23 protein-coding genes are annotated in these 24574 nt (G+C 58.8%); 11 read left to right on the top strand and 12 right to left on the bottom strand.

Going from position 1 to position 24574, the window contains the following annotated elements; genetic code table 11:
• Positions 1-71 precede the first annotated feature (71 nt).
• A complete protein-coding gene (gene ftsH, locus L1P05_RS01980) occupies positions 72-2012 on the bottom strand; it encodes an ATP-dependent zinc metalloprotease FtsH (RefSeq protein WP_012847273.1) in 1941 nt (646 codons plus the stop codon).
• 56 nt (positions 2013-2068) lie between these two features.
• Positions 2069-2695 (bottom strand): 23S rRNA (uridine(2552)-2'-O)-methyltransferase RlmE, encoded by a 627-nt coding sequence (rlmE, locus tag L1P05_RS01975; protein ID WP_012847272.1) that lies wholly within the window; start codon positions 2693-2695, stop codon positions 2069-2071.
• Between the two features lie 130 nt (positions 2696-2825).
• On the opposite strand from rlmE, the gene yhbY reads away from it, so the two are divergent.
• Complete coding sequence (gene yhbY / locus L1P05_RS01970) at positions 2826-3119, top strand: ribosome assembly RNA-binding protein YhbY (protein WP_012847271.1); 294 nt, start codon at positions 2826-2828, stop codon at positions 3117-3119.
• A 142-nt stretch (positions 3120-3261) separates the two neighbouring features.
• Here the strand turns inward: yhbY and greA are convergent, their stop codons facing one another.
• Positions 3262-3738, bottom strand: a complete 477-nt coding sequence (gene greA, locus L1P05_RS01965) for a transcription elongation factor GreA (RefSeq protein WP_012847270.1) — start codon at positions 3736-3738, stop codon at positions 3262-3264.
• Between the two features lie 248 nt (positions 3739-3986).
• Here greA and dacB point away from each other — a divergent pair, with 248 nt between their 5' ends.
• The 3 genes from dacB to pmrB are packed head-to-tail and all read left to right on the top strand — an operon-like array spanning position 3987 to position 7162.
• Positions 3987-5420 (top strand): serine-type D-Ala-D-Ala carboxypeptidase, encoded by a 1434-nt coding sequence (gene dacB / locus L1P05_RS01960; RefSeq protein ID WP_034168262.1) that lies wholly within the window; start codon positions 3987-3989, stop codon positions 5418-5420.
• A gap of 9 nt (positions 5421-5429) precedes the next feature.
• The gene (gene pmrA / locus L1P05_RS01955) at positions 5430-6092 is read left to right on the top strand and encodes a two-component system response regulator PmrA (protein ID WP_012847268.1); all 663 of its coding nucleotides are present in this window, start codon (positions 5430-5432) and stop codon (positions 6090-6092) included.
• On the top strand, positions 6089-7162 hold the full coding sequence (gene pmrB, locus L1P05_RS01950) for a two-component system sensor histidine kinase PmrB (RefSeq protein ID WP_012847267.1): 1074 nt from the start codon (positions 6089-6091) through the stop codon (positions 7160-7162). Before pmrA ends, pmrB begins: the two co-directional genes overlap by 4 nt.
• Before the next feature lie 45 nt (positions 7163-7207).
• Here the strand turns inward: pmrB and cgtA are convergent, their stop codons facing one another.
• The 4 genes from cgtA to rplU form a co-directional block, all read right to left on the bottom strand.
• On the bottom strand, positions 7208-8386 hold the full coding sequence (cgtA, locus tag L1P05_RS01945) for an Obg family GTPase CgtA (protein ID WP_012847266.1): 1179 nt from the start codon (positions 8384-8386) through the stop codon (positions 7208-7210).
• A gap of 48 nt (positions 8387-8434) precedes the next feature.
• On the bottom strand, positions 8435-9370 hold the full coding sequence (locus L1P05_RS01940) for a DMT family transporter (protein WP_012847265.1): 936 nt from the start codon (positions 9368-9370) through the stop codon (positions 8435-8437).
• Positions 9371-9457: 87 nt separating this feature from the next.
• Positions 9458-9715: a 50S ribosomal protein L27 gene (gene rpmA, locus L1P05_RS01935; protein ID WP_012847264.1), complete on the bottom strand. Its 258-nt coding sequence runs from the start codon at positions 9713-9715 to the stop codon at positions 9458-9460.
• 18 nt (positions 9716-9733) lie between these two features.
• Positions 9734-10045, bottom strand: coding sequence for a 50S ribosomal protein L21 (rplU, locus tag L1P05_RS01930; RefSeq protein ID WP_005281302.1), 312 nt, complete (start codon positions 10043-10045; stop codon positions 9734-9736).
• Positions 10046-10304: 259 nt separating this feature from the next.
• Between rplU and ispB the strand changes: the two genes are divergently transcribed.
• Entirely contained in the window at positions 10305-11276 is a 972-nt protein-coding gene (gene ispB / locus L1P05_RS01925; RefSeq protein ID WP_012847263.1) for an octaprenyl diphosphate synthase, read from the top strand.
• Between the two features lie 196 nt (positions 11277-11472).
• On the top strand, positions 11473-11757 hold the full coding sequence (locus L1P05_RS01920; protein WP_012847262.1) for a helix-turn-helix domain-containing protein: 285 nt from the start codon (positions 11473-11475) through the stop codon (positions 11755-11757).
• A 105-nt stretch (positions 11758-11862) separates the two neighbouring features.
• On the opposite strand, the gene mdh is transcribed toward L1P05_RS01920, so the two are convergent.
• Entirely contained in the window at positions 11863-12801 is a 939-nt protein-coding gene (gene mdh, locus L1P05_RS01915) for a malate dehydrogenase (protein ID WP_012847261.1), read from the bottom strand.
• 463 nt (positions 12802-13264) lie between these two features.
• Here mdh and argR point away from each other — a divergent pair, with 463 nt between their 5' ends.
• Together argR and L1P05_RS01905 are read left to right on the top strand one after the other, a co-directional pair.
• Positions 13265-13735, top strand: coding sequence for a transcriptional regulator ArgR (gene argR / locus L1P05_RS01910; protein ID WP_012847259.1), 471 nt, complete (start codon positions 13265-13267; stop codon positions 13733-13735).
• 344 nt (positions 13736-14079) lie between these two features.
• Positions 14080-14355: a YdgH/BhsA/McbA-like domain containing protein gene (locus tag L1P05_RS01905; RefSeq protein ID WP_012847258.1), complete on the top strand. Its 276-nt coding sequence runs from the start codon at positions 14080-14082 to the stop codon at positions 14353-14355.
• Between the two features lie 111 nt (positions 14356-14466).
• Here L1P05_RS01905 and mpl read toward each other — a convergent pair whose 3' ends face one another.
• Positions 14467-15843 carry a UDP-N-acetylmuramate:L-alanyl-gamma-D-glutamyl-meso-diaminopimelate ligase gene (gene mpl, locus L1P05_RS01900; RefSeq protein ID WP_012847257.1) on the bottom strand — a complete coding sequence of 459 codons (1377 nt, stop codon included), beginning with the start codon at positions 15841-15843 and terminating at the stop codon, positions 14467-14469.
• Between the two features lie 166 nt (positions 15844-16009).
• Between mpl and fbp the strand changes: the two genes are divergently transcribed.
• Together fbp and ppa are read left to right on the top strand one after the other, a co-directional pair.
• Entirely contained in the window at positions 16010-17014 is a 1005-nt protein-coding gene (gene fbp, locus L1P05_RS01895; RefSeq protein ID WP_012847256.1) for a class 1 fructose-bisphosphatase, read from the top strand.
• 104 nt (positions 17015-17118) lie between these two features.
• A complete protein-coding gene (gene ppa, locus L1P05_RS01890; RefSeq protein ID WP_012847255.1) occupies positions 17119-17649 on the top strand; it encodes an inorganic diphosphatase in 531 nt (176 codons plus the stop codon).
• A 48-nt stretch (positions 17650-17697) separates the two neighbouring features.
• On the opposite strand, the gene L1P05_RS01885 is transcribed toward ppa, so the two are convergent.
• From L1P05_RS01885 to tamA, 3 genes are read right to left on the bottom strand one after another with little or no spacing between them, the layout of a single operon-like run.
• Positions 17698-18042, bottom strand: a complete 345-nt coding sequence (locus tag L1P05_RS01885) for a gamma-glutamylcyclotransferase family protein (RefSeq protein ID WP_012847254.1) — start codon at positions 18040-18042, stop codon at positions 17698-17700.
• 2 nt (positions 18043-18044) lie between these two features.
• Positions 18045-21812 carry an autotransporter assembly complex protein TamB gene (tamB, locus tag L1P05_RS01880; RefSeq protein ID WP_012847253.1) on the bottom strand — a complete coding sequence of 1256 codons (3768 nt, stop codon included), beginning with the start codon at positions 21810-21812 and terminating at the stop codon, positions 18045-18047.
• The gene (gene tamA, locus L1P05_RS01875; RefSeq protein WP_012847252.1) at positions 21809-23545 is read right to left on the bottom strand and encodes an autotransporter assembly complex protein TamA; all 1737 of its coding nucleotides are present in this window, start codon (positions 23543-23545) and stop codon (positions 21809-21811) included. Before tamA ends, tamB begins: the two co-directional genes overlap by 4 nt.
• Positions 23546-23897: 352 nt before the next feature.
• On the opposite strand from tamA, the gene msrA reads away from it, so the two are divergent.
• Positions 23898-24464, top strand: a complete 567-nt coding sequence (msrA, locus tag L1P05_RS01870; protein WP_012847251.1) for a peptide-methionine (S)-S-oxide reductase MsrA — start codon at positions 23898-23900, stop codon at positions 24462-24464.
• The last annotated feature ends 110 nt before the right edge of the window (positions 24465-24574 follow it).

Genomic DNA, 24574 nt, shown 5'->3' with positions numbered 1-24574 from the left:
AAAAATCATGCGTTATTGGAACGCAAAAAAAAACCCCGGGCAAGCCGGGGTTTCCATGCGCGACGGCGTAATTACTTTTCGCCGTCGTTATGCCGATCGTCATCGCTACGCGCGGCGTCGCTATCCGCGGCCTGCTCCGCAGCGGCAGGCTGAGCTGCCGGTTGCTGGGCCTGCGCCTGGCGATTAGCCTGCTCGTCCAGCCAACCGGCCGGCGGGCGAACTTCGCGGCGCGCCATCAGATCGTCGACCTGCGGTGCATCGATAGTCTCATACTTCATCAGTGCATCCTTCATAGCATGCATGATATCCATATTGTCGGCCAGCAGCTGGCGGGCACGCTGATAGTTACGCTCGATCAGTGCCTTGACTTCCTGATCGATAATGCGGGCCGTCTCATCGGACATATGCTTCGTCTTGGCGACAGAGCGACCGAGGAACACCTCGCCCTCTTCTTCCGCATACAGCAGCGGCCCCAGCTTCTCGGAGAAGCCCCATTGGGTCACCATGTTACGGGCGATCGTCGTCGCCTGCTTGATGTCCTGCGAGGCGCCGGTAGAAACGTGCTCAGTGCCGTAAATCAGCTCTTCAGCCAGACGACCGCCGTAGGCCACGGAGATCATGCTCTCCAGCTTCTGACGACTGTAGCTGATAGAGTCGCCCTGCGGCAGGAAGAAGGTTACCCCCAGCGCACGACCACGCGGGATGATGGTGACCTTATGCACCGGATCGTGCTCAGGCACCAGGCGGCCGATGATCGCATGCCCGGCCTCGTGGTACGCCGTCGACTCTTTCTGCGCTTCGGTCATCACCATGGAACGGCGCTCGGCCCCCATCATGATCTTGTCTTTGGCCTTCTCGAACTCGACCATCGACACCACGCGCTTGTTGTTACGGGCGGCAAACAGCGCCGCTTCGTTGACCAGGTTAGCCAGATCGGCACCGGAGAAGCCCGGCGTACCACGCGCGATAACCGACGCGTCGATATCGGTCGCCAGCGGAACGCGGCGCATATGCACCTTCAGGATCTGCTCACGGCCACGCACGTCCGGCAGGCCTACCACCACCTGACGGTCAAAACGGCCGGGACGCAGCAGCGCCGGGTCCAGCACATCCGGACGGTTGGTTGCTGCGATAACGATGATACCCTCGTTACCCTCAAAACCATCCATCTCGACCAGCATCTGGTTCAGGGTCTGCTCACGCTCATCGTGGCCGCCGCCCAGGCCTGCGCCACGCTGGCGACCCACGGCGTCGATCTCATCGATAAAGATAATGCACGGTGCCGCCTTCTTGGCCTGTTCGAACATATCGCGTACGCGCGAGGCGCCGACGCCAACGAACATCTCCACAAAGTCAGAGCCGGAAATGGTAAAGAATGGAACCTTGGCCTCACCAGCAATGGCTTTAGCCAGCAGGGTCTTACCGGTCCCCGGCGGCCCCACCATCAGGATACCCTTGGGGATCTTGCCGCCGAGTTTCTGGAAACGGCTCGGATCGCGCAGGTACTCCACCAGCTCACCCACTTCCTCTTTGGCCTCATCGCAGCCGGCCACATCGGCAAAGGTGGTTTTAATCTGGTCTTCCGTCAGCATGCGCGCCTTGCTCTTACCGAACGACATGGCGCCTTTCCCGCCGCCGCCCTGCATCTGGCGCATGAAGAAGATCCACACCCCGATCAGCAACAGCATCGGGAACCAGGAGATAAAGATGGAGGTCAGCAGGCTCGGCTCTTCCGGCGGCTCACCGATCACTTTTACATTCTTGGTTAACAGGGAATCCAACAGTTTAGGATCGTTAATCGGGATATAGGTTGTATAACGGTTACCATCCTTCTTGGTAACGTTAATCGCACGCCCGTCGATACTGACCTCGCGTACCTGATCCTGGTTAACCTCGGTCAGGAACGTCGAATAGTCCACCCTACGGCTATTTGATTCGCTGGGCCCAAAGCTCTGGAAAACCGACATCAGCACGACCGCGATGACCAGCCAGAGAATTAGGTTTTTCGCCATGTCACTCAAGGGATTAACCTCTTTTTACAACTGTGTTAACAAACAGCGTTAGGGTACTACAGTTTCCGCCCTGTCGCTACGATGTATACTTCCCGCGAACGCGCGCGCGAAGCATCCGGCTTACGAATCTTAACCTTCGTAAACAGGGAGCGGATCTGGCCCAGATACTCGTCAAACCCCTCTCCCTGAAAGACTTTCACCACAAAACTACCGCCGGGCGCCAGAACATCCTTGGCCATCTCCAGCGCCAGCTCAACCAGGTACATGGAGCGCGGGATATCCACAGACGGCGTGCCGCTCATGTTCGGCGCCATATCCGACATCACCACCTGAACCTTAGCATCGCCAACTCGCTCCATCAGTGCGCCCAGCACCAATTCATCACGAAAATCCCCCTGGAGGAAATCGACGCCGACGATAGGATCCATAGGCAAAAGATCACATGCAATTATCCTGCCTTTATCGCCGATTTGTGTGACCACATACTGTGACCATCCCCCGGGAGCGGCGCCCAAATCTACCACGGTCATGCCTGGTCGGAAGATCTTATCCGAGCCCTGGATCTCGTCCAGTTTAAACCAGGCGCGCGAACGCAGCCCCTTTTTCTGTGCCTGCTGCACATATTTATCGCTAAAATGTTCCTGTAACCAGCGACTCGAACTGGCCGAACGTTTTTTACCCATCTTGAATACTCACTAAATCACAGGTTCATCTGCTTTGAAAACACCGAGGCGGCGCAAGACCGATTTGGTGATAATGCTGAGATGGCGCTAGAATGTACCGTTTTCAATCCCAACCTAAGCAAAAAAGACGATGAATCTGACTAACAAGCAAAAACAGCACCTGAAAAGCTTGGCCCATTCGCTGAAGCCTGTTGTGCAACTCGGCGCGAACGGCCTTACCGAAGGGGTGCTCGCAGAAATTGAACAGGCGCTGGCGCACCATGAGCTGATCAAGGTGAAGATCGCCGCTGAAGAGCGCGAAACCAAAACCCTGATCGCCAACGCCATCGTCCGTGAAACCGGTGCGTGCAACGTTCAGCTGATCGGTAACATCCTGGTGATTTACCGCCCGAGCGAAGAACGCAAGATCAGTTTACCCCGTTAATCTCTTTTCGTATAAAGAAAAGATATAACACAGAAAGACGTGCTTTCTCAGCATAACGCAAAGGCCGCAACGCGGCCTTTTCCTATCTTTACACTAGCGGACACGCTGCTGCACGGACGAGGGGCGCAGAGCGGGTAAAAGATCAGAGATACTCAACCTTAAGGATTTCGTACTCAACCTCACCGCCCGGCGTTTTGATCGTCACCACGTCACCCTCTTCTTTCCCGATCAGACCACGCGCAATCGGCGAGTTGACCGAAATCAGATTGTGTTTGAAATCCGCCTCATCGTCGCCCACGATGCGGTAGGTCTGCTGGTCTTCCGTATCCAGATTCTCCACGCTGACGGTTGATCCAAAGATAACCCGGCCATTGTTGGGCATCTTGGTCACGTCAATCACCTGGGCATTGGACAGTTTGGCTTCGATCTCCTGAATGCGGCCTTCGCAGAAACCCTGCTGCTCACGCGCGGCGTGATACTCCGCATTCTCTTTCAGGTCGCCGTGCTCACGCGCTTCGGCGATGGCCGCAATAATCTGTGGACGACGGGTTCCCTTCAGAAAATCTAACTCTTCACGCAGTTTCTCTGCACCACGCAACGTCATCGGAATCTGATTCATTGTTTTAGTCACCTCGAAATCTGCTTTGTCGGCGCCCGGAAGCCACGGCACGGGTAGCGCCCATCCGGCCCGGCGCCATACAAAAGAAACCTGACCAGAACGGCGATCCCGGTCAGGCACTATGCTGTCTTTTGTCGGCCATTCTAGCCTAGAGTCAGCGAAGTATCATCGTTTACTTTGACCCACATTGCGCCTTAGTATGACAGGCACATCACTTATTCGATTCACTTATCGGCTTCCGCGGGACTATGCGATTTTCACGATTATTGAGTGGACTGGCCTGTGCACTGGTGTTCAGCGTCCAAGCAACACCGGTGCAAGACTATGCCCAATATCTGCCAGAAGGCACCAATCTGGCGCTGATGGTGCAAAAAGTCGGCTCAACCACGCCGACCATCGACTATCACGGTCAGCAGATGGCGCTGCCCGCCAGCACCCAGAAGGTGATCACGGCGCTGGCGGCGCTGCTACAGCTGGGGCCGGACTTCCGCTTTAATACCACCTTTGAGACCCGTGGACAGATCAGCGCAGGCGCCCTAAACGGCGACCTTATCGTGCGCTTCGACGGCGATCCGACGCTGCGCCGCCAGAATATCCGCAACATGGTCGCCGCCCTGAAGAAACAGGGCGTCACGCGCATCAGCGGCGATATTCTCATCGATACCTCGGTGTTTGCCAGCCATGACAAAGCCCCCGGCTGGCCCTGGAACGATCTGACCCAGTGCTTCAGCGCACCGCCGGCCGCCGCCATCGTCGATCGCAACTGCTTCTCCATCTCGCTGTACAGCGCCCCGAAAGCCGGCGATCGCGCGTTTATCCGCGTCGCCTCCTATTATCCGGTGCACATGTTCAGCGAGGTGAAAACCCTGGCTCGCGGTTCTGCTGAGGCCCCCTATTGCGAGCTGGACGTCGTCCCCGGCGAACTCAACCGCTACACCCTGACCGGCTGCCTGACCCAGCGCGCCGACCCGCTGCCGCTGGCCTTCGCCGTACAGGACGGCGCCGCCTACGCCGGCGCCATCGTCAAAGACGAGCTACAGCAGGCCAACATCGATATTGCCGGCCATCTGCGCCGAGAAACCCAGGTCACCCCGCAGGGCACCATACTTGCACAGACCCAGTCGGCGCCGCTGCACGATCTGCTGCGCGTGATGTTGAAAAAATCGGACAATATGATTGCCGATACCGTCTTCCGCACCATTGGCCACAGCTATTTTAACGTTCCCGGCACCTGGCGCGCCGGCTCCGATGCGGTGCGTCAGATCCTGCGCAAAAAGGCGGGGGTCAACCTGGGCAACTCCGTGGTGGTCGACGGCTCTGGCCTGTCGCGCCATAACCTGATCTCCCCGGCGACCATGATGGAGGTCCTGCAGTACATCGCCCAAAATGACAGCCAGCTGAACTTCATCAGCATGCTGCCGCTGGCCGGCTACGATGGAACGCTACAGTACCGCGGCGGTCTACATGAGGCGGGCGTTGACGGCAAGGTCTCCGCCAAGACCGGCTCCTTGCAGGGGGTGTATAACCTGGCCGGTTTCATCACCACCGCCAGCGGACAGCGTATGGCCTTTGTGCAGTACCTATCCGGCTATGCGGTTCCACCGCAGGATCAGCGCACCCGCCGTCAGCCGCTGGTGCGCTTTGAAAGCCGCCTGTACCGCGATATTTACCGCAATAACTAACGGGCCGCTATGAAAATTCTGATCGTGGAAGACGATACCCTGATCCAGCAGGGACTGGCCCAGGCGATGGCGCGGGAGAACTACGCCTGTGACTGTGCGGGCAACGCGGCGAGCGCCAGCGCGCTGCTGCAGAGCGGTCACTACAGCCTGATCATCCTCGATCTGGGGCTGCCCGGTATGGACGGTGCCAGCGCGCTGCGTCAGTGGCGACGCGAGGGCATCGACGCGCCGGTGCTGATCCTGACCGCCCGGGATACCGTCAGCGATCGGGTCGGCGGGCTGGACGCCGGCGCCGATGACTATCTGGTAAAACCCTTCGCGCTGGCCGAGCTGCTGGCGCGCGTCCGTGCCCTGATCCGTCGCATGCAGGGACTGTGCAACAACGCTCTGCAGGTCGACGATATCCATCTGGATCTCTCCAGCCAGCAGGTCAGCTGCGGCGGCCTGCCGCTGGAGATCACCCCCAAAGAGTTCGCTATCCTGACGCGCCTGATGATGCGCGCCGGGCAGACCATCAGCCGCGAAGTTCTCCAGCAGGATCTCTACTCCTGGCAGGATGAGCTCAGCTCCAACTCGCTGGAGGTACATATCCATAACCTGCGGCGCAAGCTGGGGAAAAACCGGATCAAAACCCTGCGCGGCGTCGGCTATCGGCTGGAGAAAACGCCGTGATCAGCCTGCGCCGTACGCTGCTCATTATGCTGGCGCTGATCCTGCTGGTCACCCAGTTGGTCAGCGCGCTGTGGCTATGGCACGAAAGCCGGGAGCAGATAAGCTTTCTGGTTAACGAAACCCTCAGCGCCAAGGTGCGCACGGAGCAGGTTGATAAAGAGATCCGCGAGGCCATTGCCGCCCTGCTGATCCCCTCCCTGGTGATGATGGCCGTCACGCTGCTGCTCTCCTGGCTGGCCGTCAGCTGGATAGTCCGCCCGCTTAACCAGCTACAGGCGCGGCTAGAGAAACGTTCGCCCAGTAACCTGACGCCCATCGATATCGACAGCAGTATGACGGAGATCACCTCGATCACCCGTACCCTCAACCACCTGTTTAGCCGCCTGCAGCACACCCTGCGCCAGGAGCGTCTGTTCACGGCGGACGCCGCACACGAGCTACGCACCCCCCTCGCCGGCGTACGCCTACACCTTGAGCTGATGGAGCAGAGCGGCGTGCCGGAGGCCACTACGCTGGTGCAGCGCATCGATCAGCTGATGCACACGGTCGAGCAGCTGCTGATGCTGTCGCGCGTCGGACAGAATTTTGCCAGCGGCCATTACCTGCAGCTGGAGCTGATAAGCGAGGTGGTGCTCGCCCAGCGCAGCGAGCTGTGCGAGATGCTGGCGCTGCGTGGACAGCACCTTCGGCTGGAGACGCCGTCACAGCTAGCGATGCACGGCGATGCGATGCTGCTCCGCCTGATGCTGCGTAATTTGGTGGAGAATGCCCACCGCTACAGCCCAGAAGGCAGCGATATTCTCCTGCGGGTCACGCTGAGCGCGGACGAACACGGCTGTATCCTGCAGGTCATCGACAGCGGGCCCGGTATCGATGAATCGCGGGCCAGCGAGCTGACCGAGCCCTTTCACCGCCTTGATCGGCGCTTCGGCGGCAGCGGCCTGGGGCTGAATATCGTGGTGCGCATCCTACAGCTGCACAAGGGGCAGCTCACCCTGCGTAATAACCGCCCGGGGCCGGGGCTCAACGCCTGCTGCCGTCTGCCGCTGACGCCGCAGGATTTCGGTTAAAAAAAGGGCTGCCCTACAGGCAGCCCCAGATTCCGCGCGGATTGATTAACGCTGATAGATGATTTCGACGCCTTCGTCGTCGTCTTCATCCCAGTCGTCATCCTCTTCCTCTTCCCACTCGGCTTCGGCCTGCTCCAGCTGTTCACGATGGTAGTCATCCCACATGAACTCGGCTTTCTTGGCCTTCTCTTTCTCTTCTTCCACTTCCGCTTCGCGCGGATGGGCTTCCAAGAAGTTCATCACATCCCAGCACAGGGCGTTCACCCCTTCGCGGTTGGCCGCAGAGATCAGATAGTGTTCGCCTTCCCAGCCCAGCGCATCGGCGATCGCCTGAGCGCGCGCCTTCGCCTCCTCCGGCGCCAGCAGGTCCGTCTTATTGAACACCAGCCAGCGCGGCTTCTGAGCCAGCTTCTCGCTGTACTTCTCCAGCTCACCGATGATCACCCGGGCATTCTCGACCGGATCGGACTCATCGATCGGCGCGAGATCGATCAGGTGCAGCAACACGCGGCAGCGCTCCAGATGACGCAGGAAACGGATCCCCAGGCCAGCGCCTTCTGATGCGCCTTCGATCAGCCCCGGAATATCTGCCACCACGAAGCTCTTCTCACTGTCCATGCGTACGACGCCCAGGCTTGGCACCAGCGTGGTAAACGGATAGTCGGCCACCTTCGGCTTGGCGGCAGAGACCGCGCGGATAAAGGTGGACTTACCGGCGTTGGGCAGCCCCAGCATGCCGACGTCGGCCAGCAGCAGCAGCTCCAGGCTCAGATCGCGTTTATCCCCCGGCGTTCCGTTGGTTTTCTGGCGCGGCGTACGGTTAACAGAGGATTTAAAGCGGGTGTTGCCCAGGCCATGCCATCCCCCTTTGCCGACCATCAGCTTCTGCTGGTGACGCGTCATATCGCCCAGCACCTCGCCGGTATCGACGTCCGTTATCCGGGTGCCGACCGGGACCTTAATCGTTACATCCTGACCACGTTTACCGGTGCAGTCACGGCTCTGGCCATTCTGGCCGCGTTCGGCGCGGAAAGACTTTTCAAAGCGATAGTCGATCAGCGTGTTCAGGTTTTCATCGGCCAGCAGGTATACGTCACCGCCGTCGCCGCCGTCGCCGCCGTCCGGTCCCCCTTTCGGGATATACTTCTCGCGGCGGAAGCTGACGCAGCCATTGCCACCATCACCTGCTTCGATGTGGATCACGGCTTCATCTACAAATTTCATTTACTGTCTCCGTAAATCAGTGACCGGACCGCCCGCTGGCAATCCGGTTTATGCGCGCTGGCGCGGCCACCAACGGTGACCAATCGCAGAAAACATGGCGCCGGCAACCACCACAAAAGCGCCGATATACCCCACCGTATTCAGGCTGGGCGTCATAAAGGTTTCCGGCCAGGCTAGCGCTAAAACGTCAGAAAACATCAGGGTAAACAGCGGGGTCAGCGTCACTATCGCCCCCACTTTCGCCACCTGCCAGCGCACCATGGCCTCGGCCAGCGCGCCGTAACCGACCAGCGTATTGACCCCACAGAACAGCAGGCACAGCAGCTGCCAGCCGCTCAGCTGATAAATCTGGCCCGGCTGCGCTAACGGCCACAGGCAGATCGCACATAAAGCATACAACAGACACAGGATCTGCTGCGAGGCCAGGCGACGCAATAATACTTTCTGGGCGATGCCATAGCATACCCAGACCCCGGCCGCCGCCATCCCGAGTAACACGCCCAGCGTGTAGTCCGTTAGACGGGTAAAAATCTCCGCCAGGCTGGTATTAAAAAACAGGAGCAGCCCACCGATCAGCAGCGCCGCGCCAATCACCTGCGCTGGCCGCATCCGCTCTTTCAGCACCAGTACGCTGGCGAACATCAGACCGACCGGAGAAAGCTGTCCAATCACCTGCGAGGTGGTTGGGCTCAAATACTGTAGCGAGGTGCTAAACAGGATAAAGTTCCCCAGCAGCCCCGCCGTCGCCACGGACAGCAGCAACAGCCAGCGTCGCTGTCGAAATACGCGCAGCGGCGGCAGCTGACCACGCAGGCACAGCACGCTGCCCAGCCCTAATGCCGCCATGGAGAAACGGTACCAAACGATGGTCTCAGGCGCCATGTCAGGCAGAACCTGCTTCATCGCGATCGGCAGCGCGCCCCAGAAAATCGCCGTCGTCAGCGCCAGCGAGATGCCCAGCGCCGCACTCTGTTTACTCTCCATGGACGCCCCTGTCCCTCTCTGTCTTCATAACGCAAAAAAGCCCCGCAAAGTATTGCGGGGCCTTACATCATTCAGGACGCGAAAAACTTATTCAGCAACGATGCTGATAAATTTACGGTTTTTCGGGCCTTTAACTTCGAACTTAACTTTACCGTCAGCCAAAGCGAACAGAGTGTGGTCACGACCGCAACCTACGTTGCTACCAGCGTGGAACTTGGTGCCGCGCTGACGAACGATGATGCTGCCTGCCAGAACTGATTCACCGCCGAAGCGTTTTACGCCCAGGCGTTTGCTTTCGGAATCGCGACCGTTGCGACTGGAGCCGCCAGCCTTTTTATGTGCCATTAATCCGCTCTCCTAAAATTAAGCGCTGATACCAGTGATCTTCACGTCAGTGAACCACTGACGGTGACCCTGCTGTTTACGATGATGCTTACGACGACGGAACTTGACGATCTTCACTTTCTCGCCACGACCGTGAGCAACAACTTCAGCCTTAACTTTACCGCCAGCTACAAAAGGAACGCCAATCTTGATGTCTTCGCCGTTAGCGACCATCAGAATCTGGTCAAACTCAACAGTTTCACCAGTTGCGATGTCCAGCTTTTCCAAGCGAACGGTCTGGCCTTCGCTTACTCGGTGTTGTTTACCACCACTTTGGAAAACCGCGTACATATAAAACTCCGCATTTCCGCACGCATGGCTCATAGTCCGATACGCGCTATAAATATTCACAATAGGGCGCGAATTCTACGCAAAAATCATTCAGAAGACAAGGGTAGAATCAGGAGAAAAGAAGAAAAAAAGCACAGTTTTCTCCCCGCCGTTTATCTAAATCATTTTTCAAGTACAATCATACTATAGTTGGCTGCCCATGGCAGCCTGGCAAGGGCTGCCGCCTGGCGGGACATCCATACACAGTTGAAATAAAACAATGAATTTAGAACAAATTACTGAGTTAACCGCGCAGGATATGGCGGATGTGAACGCGAGAATTCTTCACCAGTTAAATTCAGACGTCGCGCTTATCAACCAGCTTGGCTACTACATCATCAGCGGCGGCGGCAAACGGATCCGCCCGATGATCGCCGTACTGGCCGCACGCGCGCTCGGTTATCAGGGCGATCGCCACGTCACCATCGCCGCGCTGATCGAATTTATCCACACCGCGACGCTGCTGCATGACGACGTGGTGGATGAGTCGGATATGCGCCGCGGTAAGGCCACCGCCAACGCAGCCTTCGGCAATGCCGCCAGCGTACTGGTCGGCGACTTTATCTATACCCGCGCCTTTCAGATGATGACCAGCCTAGAGTCGCTGCGCATCCTGGCGCTGATGTCGGAGGCCACCAACGTCATCGCAGAGGGCGAGGTACAGCAGCTGATGAACGTCAATGATCCCGACATCAGCGAAGAAAACTACATGCAGGTGATCTACAGCAAAACCGCCCGTCTGTTCGAGGCGGCCGCGCAGTGTTCGGCGATCCTCGCCGGAGCAGATACCGCGCAGGAGCAAGCGCTACAGGATTACGGACGCTATCTGGGCACCGCATTTCAACTGATCGATGATTTGCTGGACTACGATGCCGATGGCAAGACGCTGGGCAAGAATACCGGTGACGATCTCAACGAGGGCAAACCGACCCTGCCGCTGCTGCACGCCATGCACCACGGATCCGCCGAGCGATCCGCGATGATCCGCCAGGCGATCGAGCAGGGCAATGGCCGTCATCTGCTGGAACCGGTGCTGGAAACCATGCAACAGGCCGGCTCGCTGGACTACACCCGCAGCCGAGCAGAAGAAGAGGCCGACAAAGCCATCGCCGCCCTGGCGCCGCTGCCGGACAGCCCCCATAAACAGGCCCTGATTGGACTGGCGAACCTGGCCGTCAACCGCAGTTTCTAAGCGGCTCCCATCGAGTCTAAGCGCCTGCGGGCGCTTTTTTTTTGCATGTGGCGCTGCAGCCATCATCACAGTTTTAACTTTCTATTAATCGCATTAGTTAGAAAGTAATTGAAAAGAAGAAGGGGTTTTCAGATAGTACCGAGGAGTTTTTTAAGCAGGCGCCATGAAGGTACTTTCAGTGATAAGGAAACCACCGATGAAAAAAACGCTCCCGGAAGACTGGCACCCGGCAGAGATCATTGCCGCACTGCATAAGCGCAGGCTGACGCTCACTCAGGTATCGCGTAACGCCGGTCTGTCCAGCTCGACGCTGGCCAACGCCTTGACGCGTCCCTGGCCCAAAGGCGAATGGCTAATCGCCGAGGCCCTCAGTATCCATCCCAGCGAGATCTGGCCCAGCCGTTACTACGATCCCGTCACCCATGAGCTGCTGGATCGCAAGCGCCTGATCCGCGACGCCGCCGCGATCAAAAAGATCTGAGCCACGCCCGGTCGTCCACACCGCAGCCCCGCCGCGCACGGCACTCTTGCCGATACAAAAAAACCGCAGGCAATGCCTGCGGTTTTCAAGGGTTCGTGCTCAGACTTACTTATTGATAAAGTCTTCGCCCAGCGCGATATCTTTACGCAGCACCTCCAGCATGCTCTCCAACGCATGCTGTTCAAAGGCGCTCAGCGTGCCGATATTCAGGCGCTGTACCAGCCCCTCTTTACCCAGCAGCAGCGGTTGAGCAAAGAAGCGGGCATATTCGCCGTCGCTCTCGACGTAGCCGCACTCCACGACGTTTTCATCGCCCTGCATCGCCCGCACCAGCGACAGTGCGAAGCGCGCCGCCGCCTGGCCCATGGCCAAGGTTGCCGATCCGCCGCCGGCCTTAGCCTCTACCACCTCGGTGCCAGCGTTCTGAATACGCTTGGTCAGATCAGCCACCTCTTGTTCGCTGAGGCTGACACCCGGGATCTGCGAGAGCAGCGGCAGAATCGTTACGCCGGAGTGACCGCCAATCACCGGAATATCCAGCGTTGTCGGATCCAGGTGCTTCAGCTCACCGACGAAGGTGTTGGAGCGGATGATATCCAGCGTCGTCACGCCGAACAGTTTGTTCGGGTTATATACCCCCGCCTTCTTCAGCACCTCAGCCGCAATCGGCACCATGGTATTCACCGGGTTGGTGATGATACCGATGCAGGCGTTCGGGCTGGTACGCGCAACCTGTCCGATCAGGTTACGGATGATGCCGGCGTTAATGTTGAACAGATCGGAACGATCCATCCCCGGCTTACGGGCCACACCGGCAGAAATCAGCACGATATCCGCGCCCTCTAGGGCGGGGGAGGCATCCTCACCGCCGAAACCGCGCACCGTGACCGCCGTAGGTATATGGCTGAGATCAACGGCGACGCCCGGCGTTACCGGGGCGATATCGTAAAGGGAGAGTTCTGAACCTGAAGGCAGCTGAGTCTTAAGCAGAAGAGCGAGCGCCTGGCCGATGCCACCCGCTGCGCCGAGAACCGCAACTTTCATTCTATACTCCTTGTTACTATTTAAATGGAGAATGCCGTGAATGCATTACTACGCACATTAGTAGATCACTTTATAAAAAACAATCTGTTAACACTCAGATTGCGAGCTGACACACTAATTCCATGCTCTGCTGCAAGGTTTCTAGAAAAAATGACTTATCGATGAAAGATATAGCAATAATTTGTGCGCAAAATCCGCACATGCTTTACGTCGGATTACGCCTGCGTTACATCCACGCTGTGTTTTACATTACAACAACATCATATTAATAACATTTCATTTACCTTTTCCGTGCGTTTGCTCTCTTTTTCCCGATCCACGCGCGGTGACGGCTTTATGATCCGTCCGCTTTACGCCGTTTGCGCCGCTCATGCGCGAATGACACGGATATTTACAGACTAAATTGCATAAAAATTCACGAATACGCATAATAACCAGGTCTATAGCTACCTTACGGTGAAGAATGCGAAACACGACCAAACAAGAAGACCTGACTAAGGCATTCAAAGCGCTGCTCAAGGAAGAAAAATTCAGCTCTCAGGGAGAGATCGTACAGGCGCTGCAGGAGCTGGGCTTCGACAATATCAACCAGTCCAAAGTATCGCGTATGCTGACCAAATTTGGCGCCGTACGGACGCGTAATGCCAAAATGGAAATGGTCTATTGCCTGCCGGCCGAACTCGGGGTGCCAACCACTAGCAGCCCGCTGAAGAATCTGGTGCTCGACGTCGATCACAACGACGCCATCGTGGTTATCCATACCAGCCCCGGCGCGGCGCAGCTGATCGCTCGCCTGCTCGATTCGCTGGGGAAATCCGAGGGGATTCTGGGCACCATCGCCGGCGATGACACCATTTTCACCACGCCCGCCAAAGGATTTGCCGTCGAACAGCTTTATGCGGCCATTCTGGCGCTGTTTGAGCAAGAGCTGTAATCACCGCCGCAGGCAGCGGCAACCGTTCAGCCCTACGCCATGATAAAGCCCGCCCGCGGGCTTTTTTCTCAGAATCCCTACCGAGCATCGCCGCCCTTCGCGAGGGAATCGCACTTTTCGCCAAAATCATATAATTCTCTGTTATGTATTCGGTTTTTATATTCCTGTATCTTTTTTACACCGTTTTTAGCGCATTAAGATCTATCTACGCCCTACGCGACGTTAAAATAACATAACAAATAATTAGCGTGATATTAATTCATTGAGTTATTGCGTTATACTCGACAATGAGATGCAAATCACATTTTTACGACGACATCCCGTCACAACAGAGGCATAACACAATGAAAATTAAAGCGACTATCGCCACGTTAGCTACCCTTTGCGCCCTTTCATTCGGCGCCGCTGCCGCCCAGCCCCCGGCCCAGGAAATCACGACGGCTCAGGCCTGCGACATGCAGCCGATGGGCGTTATCACGGTCAGCGGACTGGACGGTTCCATCGCCGATATCGATCAGCAGCTGGCGACCAAGGCCCAGTCCCAGGGCGCCAGCGCCTTCCGTATTATCGAGGAGCGTATCGACGGCAACTATCACGCTACGGCGCTGATCTACCGCTGATTCTCTCTCTGAGGCGCGAGCGAGCCCGTCAGGGCTCATTCCCCAAAAAGCAAAACCGCAGCCTGAGCTGCGGTTTTGTTTATCCGATAGCGGCGCTCGACGTTGCGCGAGTCACGCCTGATGCGCAGCGGACTTTTGCGCCAGCGCCTGCAGCAAACGGTCGTGAATATCGCCAAAGCCCCCGTTGCTCATCACCAGAATGTGATCGCCCGGCTGCGCGTTTTTCACGATCATCTCCACTAGCGTACCGAGATCGGCGCTCCAGTGCGCGGGCTGTACACAGGCCTCTGCCACCTCTGCCACCTGCCAGGGAATATGCTGTGGCTGATAAAGAAATACCTCATCGGCCCGACCCAGCGCAGGCGCCAGCTCATTCTTGCACACCCCCATCTTCATGGTATTGGATCGCGGCTCCAGCACGGCCAGAATACGGGCGGTGCCGCCTACCTTACCGCGCAGCGCCGCCAGCGTCGCCAGTATCGCCGTCGGGTGGTGAGCGAAATCGTCGTACACGCTGACGCCATAGGCCTGCCCGCGCAGCTCTAGGCGACGGCGTGCGTTAATAAAGCTCCCTAGCGCCCGGCAGGCCTCTGCGGGAGGAACGCCGACATGACGCGCCGCGGCGATCGCCATCAGCCCGTTGTGCATGTTGTGCTCCCCTACCAGCGCCCACTCGACCTCGCCGACGCACTCACCGTCCAGAGAGACGCTGAAGCGGCTGGCATCCGTCGACAGACGCGTCGCGCTCCAGGCGGCCTCATCGCCGCACAGCTCCTGCTCGCTCCAGCAGCCCATCGCCATCACCTGCTTCAGGTTGGCGTCGCCGGCCGGTAAAATAATCCGCCCTTGGCCCGGAACCAGTCGCACCAGATGGTGGAACTGCCGCTGGATCGCCCGCAGATCGTCGAAGATATCCGCATGATCAAACTCCAGATTGTTCAGGATCAGGGTGCGGGGGCAGTAGTGGACGAACTTAGAGCGCTTATCGAAAAAGGCGCAGTCATACTCATCCGCCTCGATAACGAAGAACGGACTCTTACCCAGGCGCGCCGATACGCTGAAGTTCCCCGGTACGCCGCCAATCACAAAACCAGGCTCATAGCCGCAGGACTCTAGGATCCAGTTCACCATCCCGGCGGTCGTGGTCTTCCCGTGGGTGCCGGCAACGGCGATCACCCAGCGGTGACGCAAAACCTCATCATGTAACCACTGCGGCCCGGAAACGTAGGGGATATTACGCTCCAGAATCGCCTCGACGCACGGGTTACCGCGCGCCATCGCATTGCCAATGATGACCAGATCCGGCTGGGGCTCTAGGTGGGCAGGATCATAGCCCTCCAGCAGCGTAATTCCCTGCTGCTGCAGTAGCGTACTCATCGGCGGATAGACATTGGCATCCGACCCGGTAACGTCATGCCCCAGCTGGCGAGCCAATAACGCCAGCCCCCCCATAAACGTGCCGCAGACTCCAAGAATATGAATGCGCATAATACTTCCAGTAGATTGCATTGATTTAGTTCACATTCTAACGCTGAGTTCAGCGCAGACGAAAGGAAATTGCCTAGGAATGCCCCGATACATTAGCTAAAATGCGCTGCGAAAACGTTGGCGGTTTGTAAAAAAACCGCTGCTCCTCACAATCAGGGAATGTGTCATGAAAACGCTAGGCGAGTTTATCGTCGAAAAACAGCAGGATTTTCCTCACGCTACCGGTGAGCTTACCGCTCTTCTCTCCGCAATCAAGCTGGGTGCCAAAATTATCCACCGCGATATCAACAAGGCGGGGCTGGTCGATATCATCGGCGCCAGCGGTGCGGAAAATATTCAGGGTGAAGTGCAGATGAAGCTGGATCTGTACGCCAACGAGAAGCTCAAGGCAGCGCTGAAAGCGCGCGGTGAAGTGGCCGGCATCGCCTCAGAGGAGGAGGATGACATCGTCATCTTCGAAGGCGATCGCGCCAATAACGCCAAGTACGTGGTGCTGATGGATCCCCTGGACGGTTCGTCCAATATCGACGTTAACGTCTCCGTCGGTACCATCTTCTCCATCTATCGCCGGATTACCCCGCTTGGCACACCGGTCACCCGCAAAGACTTCCTGCAGCCGGGCAATCGCCAGGTCGCCGCCGGCTATGTGGTCTACGGCTCCTCCACCATGCTGGTCTACACGACCGGCAACGGCGTACACGCGTTTACCTACGATCCCTCCCTTGGGGTCTTCTGCCTGTCCCACGAGCGGCTGCGTTTCCCGCACAGCGGCAACATGTACTCCATCAACGAAGGCAACTACATCAAGTTCCCGCTGGGCGTGAAGAAGTACATCAAGTATTGTCAGGAGCAGGACAGCGCCACGCAGCGCCCCTATACCTCCCGCTATATTGGCTCCCTGGTGGCGGACTTCCACCGCAACCTGCTGAAGGGCGGCATCTATATCTATCCGAGCACCGCCAGCCATCCGCAGGGTAAGCTGCGCCTGCTGTATGAGTGCAACCCGATGTCATTCCTGGCAGAGCAGGCCGGAGGCAAGGCCACCGACGGCTTCCGCCGCATCCTGGATATCGTGCCGGATGCACTGCATCAGCGCTGCCCGTTCTTTGTCGGCAGCTGCGCCATGGTAGAAGACGCCGAACGTTTCATGCATCAGTTCCCCGACGCATAATCCCCGCATCGGCGCGCGGCATTGCGCGTCGCGCGCTGTTCATTTTTGGAGTGGCGGCTATAATAGCCGTCACTCCATTTCTGGTTTGATGAAAGGAAACCGACATGAGCTTGATCAACGTCCCGGCCGGTAAAGATATGCCGGAAGATATCTATGTAGTGATCGAAATTCCGGCCAACGCCGATCCGATCAAATATGAAATCGATAAAGACACTGGCGCCCTGTTTGTAGACCGCTTTATGTCTACCGCTATGTTCTATCCATGCAACTACGGCTACATCAACCACACCCTGTCTCTGGACGGCGATCCGGTAGACGTGCTGGTCCCGACGCCGTATCCGCTGCAGCCGGGCTCCGTGATCCGCTGCCGTCCGGTCGGCGTACTGAAGATGACCGACGAAGCCGGTGAAGATGCTAAGCTGGTTGCCGTTCCCCACAGCAAGCTGACCAAAGAGTACGATCACATTCAGGACGTTAACGACCTGCCTGAGCTGCTGCGCGCCCAGATCGCCCATTTCTTTGAGCACTACAAAGATCTGGAGAAGGGCAAGTGGGTCAAAGTCGAGGGTTGGGCTGACGCCGCCGCGGCCAAAGCGGAAATCATCGCCTCTTTCGAACGCGCCAAGAACAAGTAATACCTTGACGCAGATAAAAAAACACCGCCTCATGGCGGTGTTTTTCTTTCAGTCTTCCTCACGCTTTAGCCAGTCCCCGCTGGCAATGCGCGGCAGCCCCTCTACCCCGTTGAGATAGATGTAGATCCAGGCACAGCCATAGGGCGTTTTGATCAGTTCGCGGCGATAATCCTTGCTGTTGCTCTTTAGCTCATCCAGCTCCGCCAGGATCGACGAGGTAATCCGGTACACTTCGCAGTAAACCCTTCCCTCTCCCGGAACCACCGCCGGATAATGGCCAAGATCGTACAGATCATAGCCTTCCAGCACATAATCGCCCAGCCAGGTGGCATTGGTCATCCAATGGCTGTTGCCCTGCTTACGGCGCAGACTTCCGTAGACAATCACTCGCATGGTTAAAACTCAAACTGATAGAGCAGATCAAGTGCCTGATTTACGCCAGACACCGCTTCCAGATACAGATTCGGCATCAGACGGTAACGCAGCGTCAGCGTGGCCAGCGAATCGAAGATCCCCACGCCATACTTCACCTGCAGCCCCGGCAAGACATAGCCGCTGACTACCACCTGAGAACTGTCACCAACCCCCTGCGAATCCAGCGTTAGATTGCTGACGCCGAAGGTTTCGCCGATTTTACCTACCAGTTTACCACTCTGCGCGACGCCCAGGCCGATCAGCATCGACGTCATCGCATTACTGTCTGCGCCGCTGCTGTCCAGCCCCTGACCGCGCAATAGGTAGGAAAGGGCTTCTTGTTGTGACATTGCCGGATCTGAGAATACTTCCAGTTTCGGCTGCTCGGCAAGTCCTGTAACGCGAACACCCACAGTAACATCGTTCGCCGTCGACTCCGGATTGCGTATCGCTTCAATATTCAGCAGTGGATTCCCCGGCGGCCCGGCGAAGACCAGCTCGCCCTGACGAATCAACAGATCCTGTCCATACGCGGCAAAACGCCCCTGCGGGATCATGATCTGCCCGTTCAGTCCCAGGCCGTTCTGATTCTGGCTCACCTTCAGCTCGCCTTTTAGCGCGGCCTTGAGACCAAAGGCGGAGAGGCGAACGTTGTTGCCGATGGCAATGGTCAGATCGGTATGCAGCGGGATCGAGGCGGAGACCGGCCTGATCGGCTGATGCGCATTGTTCAGCATCACCTCGTCGGAGGATACGCCGACCGCGCTCTCCGGCAGATCCTGCACCGTGATACGCGCCCAGGGAATATCCACCCGCCCGCTCAGCGCCAGCTGGCTTGGGGAGGCATCGAACACGATATTCGGCGAGACATCCAGCCGAACCATCGGCGGCACCGTCACCCGCAGGCGCGTACCGCTGGCGGCGATGCGGGCGCGCCAGGCATTCATATTACGCCAGTCCGCATTACCGGACAGATTCAGCTGTCCCTGCGAGGTCTTGATCACCCCCTGCAGCACCGAGCTCATGCCGTCAAAGTTGATCGCGAGGTTCGCATCGGTGACATCGAACGGCATGAACTGCCCGTCGATGTCCACGCCATCCAGCGCCAGACGGCCATACAGCTGCGGGTGCAGCGTCGTGCCGCCCAGGCGCAGCGACGCATTGAGCATACCCTGCGCCTTCTCCCCCTTCATCAGCGCCGGATTGAGCAGCGCCAGCGAAAGGCGCTGAATATCCACATTGCCGGAGAGATTACGCGCCCCCTGCAGGTTTGCGACGCGCACATCGCCGCGCAGCTGGCCGTTGCCCTCGATGCCGATCAGCCAGTTAAGGCGAGCTTGCCCCTGGGCCAGGCTGGCCTCTAGCGTGACCGTGCTCAGGGCCACCGGCAGCGTATTTCCCTGTACCTGCTGCGCTAGCTTAACGCCGTCGCCGCTGAGCGTAATCCGCGCCTGCGGCAGCCCTTCTCCCGCCTGCCAGCGGGCCTGAGCCCGTCCGCTGAAGCGTCCGTGCAGCTGGGTATCCGGCCCCAGAAACGGCTGTAGCATCGCCAGATCAAACCGCTCCAGCACCACGCTGACATTGCCGCTCTCCCCCACCTCGATGGTCTGCGGAACGCACAGACGTGCGTTGGGGTTCTCCCAGCAGTGGGGACCGATGGCCATCTGCTGTTTGTCGACGCCATAGTCCAGCGCGATGGGGCGGGTAAGGCGCCACTCGCCGACCGGCGTCGTAAAGTCGGTATCCGTCAGCGTGCCGCTCCAGCGCGCCCGATCCTGCGCCAAACTGCCGTTGAGGGTCAAACGGCCAGCCAGCGGCGTCCCCTGCATCACCAGCTGCAGCCGGTGCTTACGTTCATTACCGGCGGCACGCAAGGTCAGCTGGCTGATATCAATATCGCCTTGCTTTAGGCTGTCCACACGCAGATCCAGCGACCCCTGAATCTGTTGATCCGAGCGAATATCCCCCAGCAGCGCGACGCGCTGAATGGTCAACGCCTGCCAACGTAGCCCGCGGGCCTGCAGATCGGCCAGCAGCTGGGGCGCCTGACGATCACCGCGCAGCTTCAGCGTCCCGCGCGCGGTCCCCGCCAGCCCCGGCAGCGTTCCATCCAGGCGCGGGGCATCGATACGCGCGTCCAGAGACCATTGCTTCTGCGCCAGATCGCCGTTCACCTCAATCCGGTTACGCCCCAGCGCGATGTGCAGTTGGGGGATCTGCCACTGCCCGGCCTGATTGCCGCGCAGCTGACCGCCAACATCCAACGCATTCTGTTTGATTCGCCCCGTCAGCTTCAGCTGCGGTACCTGCAGCTGCCAGCTGCCGCCATACAGGCTACCGCGGGTCTCGATTTTACCGTTCAGGCTCGACGGCCACGCCGGCCACTGACGCCCGGTATCGATCCCCGTCAGCGTCAGGCTGCTGCGCCAGCTTATCGCTTTGCTCCAGTCGACCAGCGCCTGCATATCGGCCTTGCCGCCCAGCGTCGCCAGCTGCAGTTGGCTCAGGGTAAACTGACGCTCGTTACCCTTTCCCGCGAGATCCAGCGCCGCATCCGGCAGCCCCTGGCCGCTAAACGCGCCGCGCAGCTGCAGTCGGTAATCATGGGCGCTTCCCGTCAGGCGCAGCGCCATATTGTTCACCTGATAGTCGGGCGTTCCCCCCAGCGGCCACCGCAGGCTGGGGCTATCAAGCGACAGCGACAGCGGCAGGCCGGCGTCGGCCAGGCGAGTATCCCCTTTCAGGGTCGCCCTCAGTGGACCGGACAGGTTGGCATCGAGAGCCAGCGTGTCGTACATCGCCCCCTTCAGCGCCAGGCGCAGCTTTTCGCCCTTCAGCGGCGCCTGATTCACGCTGGCGTTCAGCTGCAGATCCAGCGGCCAACGGCCGCTGAACGTCGCACTGCCGCGCGCCGACAGGCTCCCCTGCTGCGCCTGGACCTTCAGGGTATGCAGCGCCAGGCGCTGTTGATCCAACGCCGCGCGCAGTTCAAGAGACGTGATATCCAGATCGGTCGCCGCCCGGATCTGCACCTGGCGCGCGGAAATACGGCTCACCTGCAGATCCAGCGGCAGATCCAGCCTCATCGCCGCTGGCAGCAGCGGCCGAGAAAACAGCGCCGTCAGCGTCTCCCCCAGCGGCGTGGACGGGACCGTCGGCACGGCGCTCTCCGCTGACGAAGAGGCGGCCGGCGAAGGCGGCAGCGACACCCGTAGCCCCTGAATATCGCTGGGCTGTAAACGCAGCTGCGATCCGCGCCACTCCGCCCCGCTACGCAAGGCATCCAGCGTGATCGCCGTGCCGTCTACCGTCACCTGCACGTCGTTAAGGCGCAGCAGGCGCAGCACTAAGGGATAGGGGGTACTCAAGCGCCCCAGCGGGGCTGATGGCGTCGCCTGCGGCTCACTCGGCGGCAGCGCCTGGGTATCGACATTCACCCGCACCCGCTGGGCGCTCAGCACGTTCAGACACAGCTCGCTGCGCTTCAGGCAGCTGATATCCAACGAGAGATGAAACTGCCCCACGGCGACATCAACCCCAGGCATCCGGTAGCCGACATCGCGCAAGGTCAGATCGCGCCAGCCCCCCTCCACCCGACCAATCTCCAGCCCAGGGACCCAGCGGGCGGCGGCATTGAGCGCCAGATGCAGCCCGCTTTGAGTCATCATCCCCCCCAGCAGCAGCGCCAGCAGCAGGAACAGCCCCAGCAGGAGCATCAGCGCATAGCGCCGGATGTTATACCACCTCATAGCTCAGGCCCCAGTCCGATATAAATCTGTACATCGTGCTTATCTTCACGCCCTACCGGCACACCAAGGTTGAGGCGAATGGGGCCGACCGGCGACACCCAGATCACCCCAACACCGGTCCCGGTGTGAAAGTCACTCTTGGTAAAATCGTTCACGGCCTCACCGGAGTCGATAAACACGCCGCCCCACCACTTGCCGCTCAGGTTGTACTGGTACTCCAGCGAGCCGGTCACCAGACGCGAGGCGCCGGTCAGCTTACCGTCGCTGCCCTTAGGCGAGATCGATTTATATTTATAGCCGCGGATACTGCGATCGCCCCCGGCAAAGAAGCGCAGGGATGGCGGCACCTTATTGAAATCGTTGGTTTCTATCCAGCCCAGATTGCCGCGCACCACGAAACGGTGCCGCTCCGCCAGCGTGCGGATCCAGACGTTCTGCGCCTGAAACACCGCAAAGTCGACCGATGACCCCCAATAGCGGTTGGACACGTCCACCGAGTAGCGCTGGGTATCTCCCCAGGTCGGCATCAGCCCGCCGCGCGAGCGCGTGCGGTTTACGCTGACGCCGGGATACAGCAGCATGGCGGTCTCGGTGAGATTCCCCTGCGTAAAGTGGTCGAGGCTCCAGCGCATATTAATGCCGCGCTGCCAGCCGCTGGAGAGCTCCCAGTAACGCGCCAGATTCAGGGTGGTCGAGTCGGACTGGGTGTCGTTCAGATCGGTGCGCTGAAAACCGCCCTGCACCAGATAGTACTGCTCCAGCGGGGCCTTCAGCAGCGGAATTTTATAGCTGAAGTCCGCCGTCTGCTCCGGCATGGAGAGATTCAGCGAGGTATCCAGGCTGTGGCCATAGGAGTTCATCCAGGGGCGCTTCCAGCTGACCTTCATCCGCGGACCGACGTCCGTCGCATAGCCGCCCCCCAGATCGACCATATTCTGGCTGCGCGGCGTCACCACCGCCTGGAGCGGCAGCGTCTGATCCGCCCCCAGCGCCTTAAAATCGGGCGACACCACCACCGAGTTAAACCAGTTGGTCGCCGACAGGTTGCCGCTGAACTTGGCCAAGTCATCGGCGCTGTAATACTCCCCGGACTTAAACGGGCGCAGGTTTTGTAAATAGGCGGTCTGGATCTGCGAGCCGCTGAACCGCACGTCGCCAAAGCGATAGCGAGGCCCGCTGTCGAATTCGATATCCCAGAATGCCTTGTGCTGATCCTCGATAACCCCGAGCTGATGCACCGGCATGGTGGCACCAAAGTAGCCACGCTGCAGCGCCAGCGAGTTCAAGGCATTTTTCAGATTGTCATAGTCGCCCTGATCGAGCACGCTGCCGATCGGCGGCAGCGACTTGGCCAGCAGCGCCTGATAGGCTGGATCGTCCTTCGCCGCCCCGCGAATACGCACATTGAGCCCGGCGATACGCACCGGCTCACCGGGCGTTACGTTAGCGATCAGCTGAGGACGGGAAAAGGTCGATCCGGGCCGGTACTCAAATTCAATGGTCGGCTGAAAATAGCCCAGCGCCCGCAGCCCTTGGCGAATGGCATCCGCCGCACGCACTCGAAAACGTCCATCGTTACTGATTTCATCTTCGTCGATGGTCGACAGCGTGGCCCGCACATTCTGCTGCAGCTGTCCGCTCAACCCCTCTACCACCAATCTGACCTGAGCGGCATGCGCCAGCGGCGCCGCCAATAATAGACACAGCAGGCCTATCCTACGCAATCGTGGCATGCAAACTCCCGCATTAAACTTATCGGTAACACTTTCCGCCGCAGTGCATCATCCCAGCGTGACCCGCCAGGCCGAATGCTTTCTCCTACTGCGGCCGCACAACACGGACATATTGTGCGTAAAGCCTGCGTGGGATACAACGAAACAGGAAAATAACAATTATTCGACGTTAGACTGTGTCTCACACTATAACGATTCACATATAGCGTATGACATCTGCGTCTGCGTTTTCAGATTTTTCACCCATCAACTGCTCATTTATTAACGATTGGAGGGTATTTTGCACCATCACAACGACAGTACCCCTGCACCGCTCACGCCTGCGCAGGCGCTTCCTGGACGCACGCAGGCCATGAGCCTCTCAGGAATACATGCGCTTAACGGCCACGATATGTATGCCCTCCCTGCCGGTATGGAGGAGGCCCTGTTCGCCATGGGCTGCTTCTGGGGCGTAGAGCGCCTGTTCTGGCAGCAGCCGGGGATCTACAGCACCGCGGCAGGCTACAGCGGCGGTCTGACCCCCAATCCAACCTATCGCGAAGTGTGCAGCGGGCAGACCGGACACGCCGAAACGGTGCGGGTGGTGTTTGACCCCGCCCTTATCCGCTATGACGATCTGCTACGCCTGTTCTGGCAGCACCACGATCCGGCGCAGGGGATGCGTCAGGGCAACGACATCGGCACCCAGTATCGCTCTGCGCTGTTCCCCGTGACGCCCCAGCAGATGCAGGCCGCGCAGGCCAGCCAAGCCCGCTTTGCCCAGGCCATGCGTCAGGCCGGCGACCTGCGCCCGATCAGCACGGAGATCTGCGCTGCCGGGCCATTTTACTATGCCGAAGAGGAGCACCAGCAGTATCTGCACAAGCACCCGCACGGGTACTGTGGGCTGGGCGGGATAGGCGTCTGTCTGCCCGATTAAGCGCGCTATCGCCGCTAACTGGCGGCATAGCAAAGGGTTAGCGACGTGGCGTGCACATTTTCACCACTAGCTGGTTGCTTGTTGCTCCTGCTATACTAACCGGGTTGTGC

It is taken from the genome of Edwardsiella piscicida (genome assembly GCF_021733145.1).
GTDB classification, from domain to species: domain Bacteria; phylum Pseudomonadota; class Gammaproteobacteria; order Enterobacterales; family Enterobacteriaceae; genus Edwardsiella; species Edwardsiella piscicida.
The sequence above is the reverse complement of the archived record's forward strand: the minus strand, read 5'-3'. Positions and strand labels throughout refer to the sequence as shown.

What these genes read in the sequence shown, in the direction of transcription:
- ftsH (WP_012847273.1), bottom strand. Translation starts at nt 2,012, where the DNA reads ATGGCGAAAAACCTAATTCTCTGGCTGGTCATCGCGGTCGTGCTGATG.
- rlmE (WP_012847272.1), bottom strand. Translation starts at nt 2,695, where the DNA reads ATGGGTAAAAAACGTTCGGCCAGTTCGAGTCGCTGGTTACAGGAACAT.
- yhbY (WP_012847271.1), top strand. Translation starts at nt 2,826, where the DNA reads ATGAATCTGACTAACAAGCAAAAACAGCACCTGAAAAGCTTGGCCCAT.
- greA (WP_012847270.1), bottom strand. Translation starts at nt 3,738, where the DNA reads ATGAATCAGATTCCGATGACGTTGCGTGGTGCAGAGAAACTGCGTGAA.
- dacB (WP_034168262.1), top strand. Translation starts at nt 3,987, where the DNA reads ATGCGATTTTCACGATTATTGAGTGGACTGGCCTGTGCACTGGTGTTC.
- pmrA (WP_012847268.1), top strand. Translation starts at nt 5,430, where the DNA reads ATGAAAATTCTGATCGTGGAAGACGATACCCTGATCCAGCAGGGACTG.
- cgtA (WP_012847266.1), bottom strand. Translation starts at nt 8,386, where the DNA reads ATGAAATTTGTAGATGAAGCCGTGATCCACATCGAAGCAGGTGATGGT.
- L1P05_RS01940 (WP_012847265.1), bottom strand. Translation starts at nt 9,370, where the DNA reads ATGGAGAGTAAACAGAGTGCGGCGCTGGGCATCTCGCTGGCGCTGACG.
- rpmA (WP_012847264.1), bottom strand. Translation starts at nt 9,715, where the DNA reads ATGGCACATAAAAAGGCTGGCGGCTCCAGTCGCAACGGTCGCGATTCC.
- rplU (WP_005281302.1), bottom strand. Translation starts at nt 10,045, where the DNA reads ATGTACGCGGTTTTCCAAAGTGGTGGTAAACAACACCGAGTAAGCGAA.
- ispB (WP_012847263.1), top strand. Translation starts at nt 10,305, where the DNA reads ATGAATTTAGAACAAATTACTGAGTTAACCGCGCAGGATATGGCGGAT.
- L1P05_RS01920 (WP_012847262.1), top strand. Translation starts at nt 11,473, where the DNA reads ATGAAAAAAACGCTCCCGGAAGACTGGCACCCGGCAGAGATCATTGCC.
- mdh (WP_012847261.1), bottom strand. Translation starts at nt 12,801, where the DNA reads ATGAAAGTTGCGGTTCTCGGCGCAGCGGGTGGCATCGGCCAGGCGCTC.
- argR (WP_012847259.1), top strand. Translation starts at nt 13,265, where the DNA reads ATGCGAAACACGACCAAACAAGAAGACCTGACTAAGGCATTCAAAGCG.
- L1P05_RS01905 (WP_012847258.1), top strand. Translation starts at nt 14,080, where the DNA reads ATGAAAATTAAAGCGACTATCGCCACGTTAGCTACCCTTTGCGCCCTT.
- mpl (WP_012847257.1), bottom strand. Translation starts at nt 15,843, where the DNA reads ATGCGCATTCATATTCTTGGAGTCTGCGGCACGTTTATGGGGGGGCTG.
- fbp (WP_012847256.1), top strand. Translation starts at nt 16,010, where the DNA reads ATGAAAACGCTAGGCGAGTTTATCGTCGAAAAACAGCAGGATTTTCCT.
- ppa (WP_012847255.1), top strand. Translation starts at nt 17,119, where the DNA reads ATGAGCTTGATCAACGTCCCGGCCGGTAAAGATATGCCGGAAGATATC.
- L1P05_RS01885 (WP_012847254.1), bottom strand. Translation starts at nt 18,042, where the DNA reads ATGCGAGTGATTGTCTACGGAAGTCTGCGCCGTAAGCAGGGCAACAGC.
- tamB (WP_012847253.1), bottom strand. Translation starts at nt 21,812, where the DNA reads ATGAGGTGGTATAACATCCGGCGCTATGCGCTGATGCTCCTGCTGGGG.
- tamA (WP_012847252.1), bottom strand. Translation starts at nt 23,545, where the DNA reads ATGCCACGATTGCGTAGGATAGGCCTGCTGTGTCTATTATTGGCGGCG.
- msrA (WP_012847251.1), top strand. Translation starts at nt 23,898, where the DNA reads ATGAGCCTCTCAGGAATACATGCGCTTAACGGCCACGATATGTATGCC.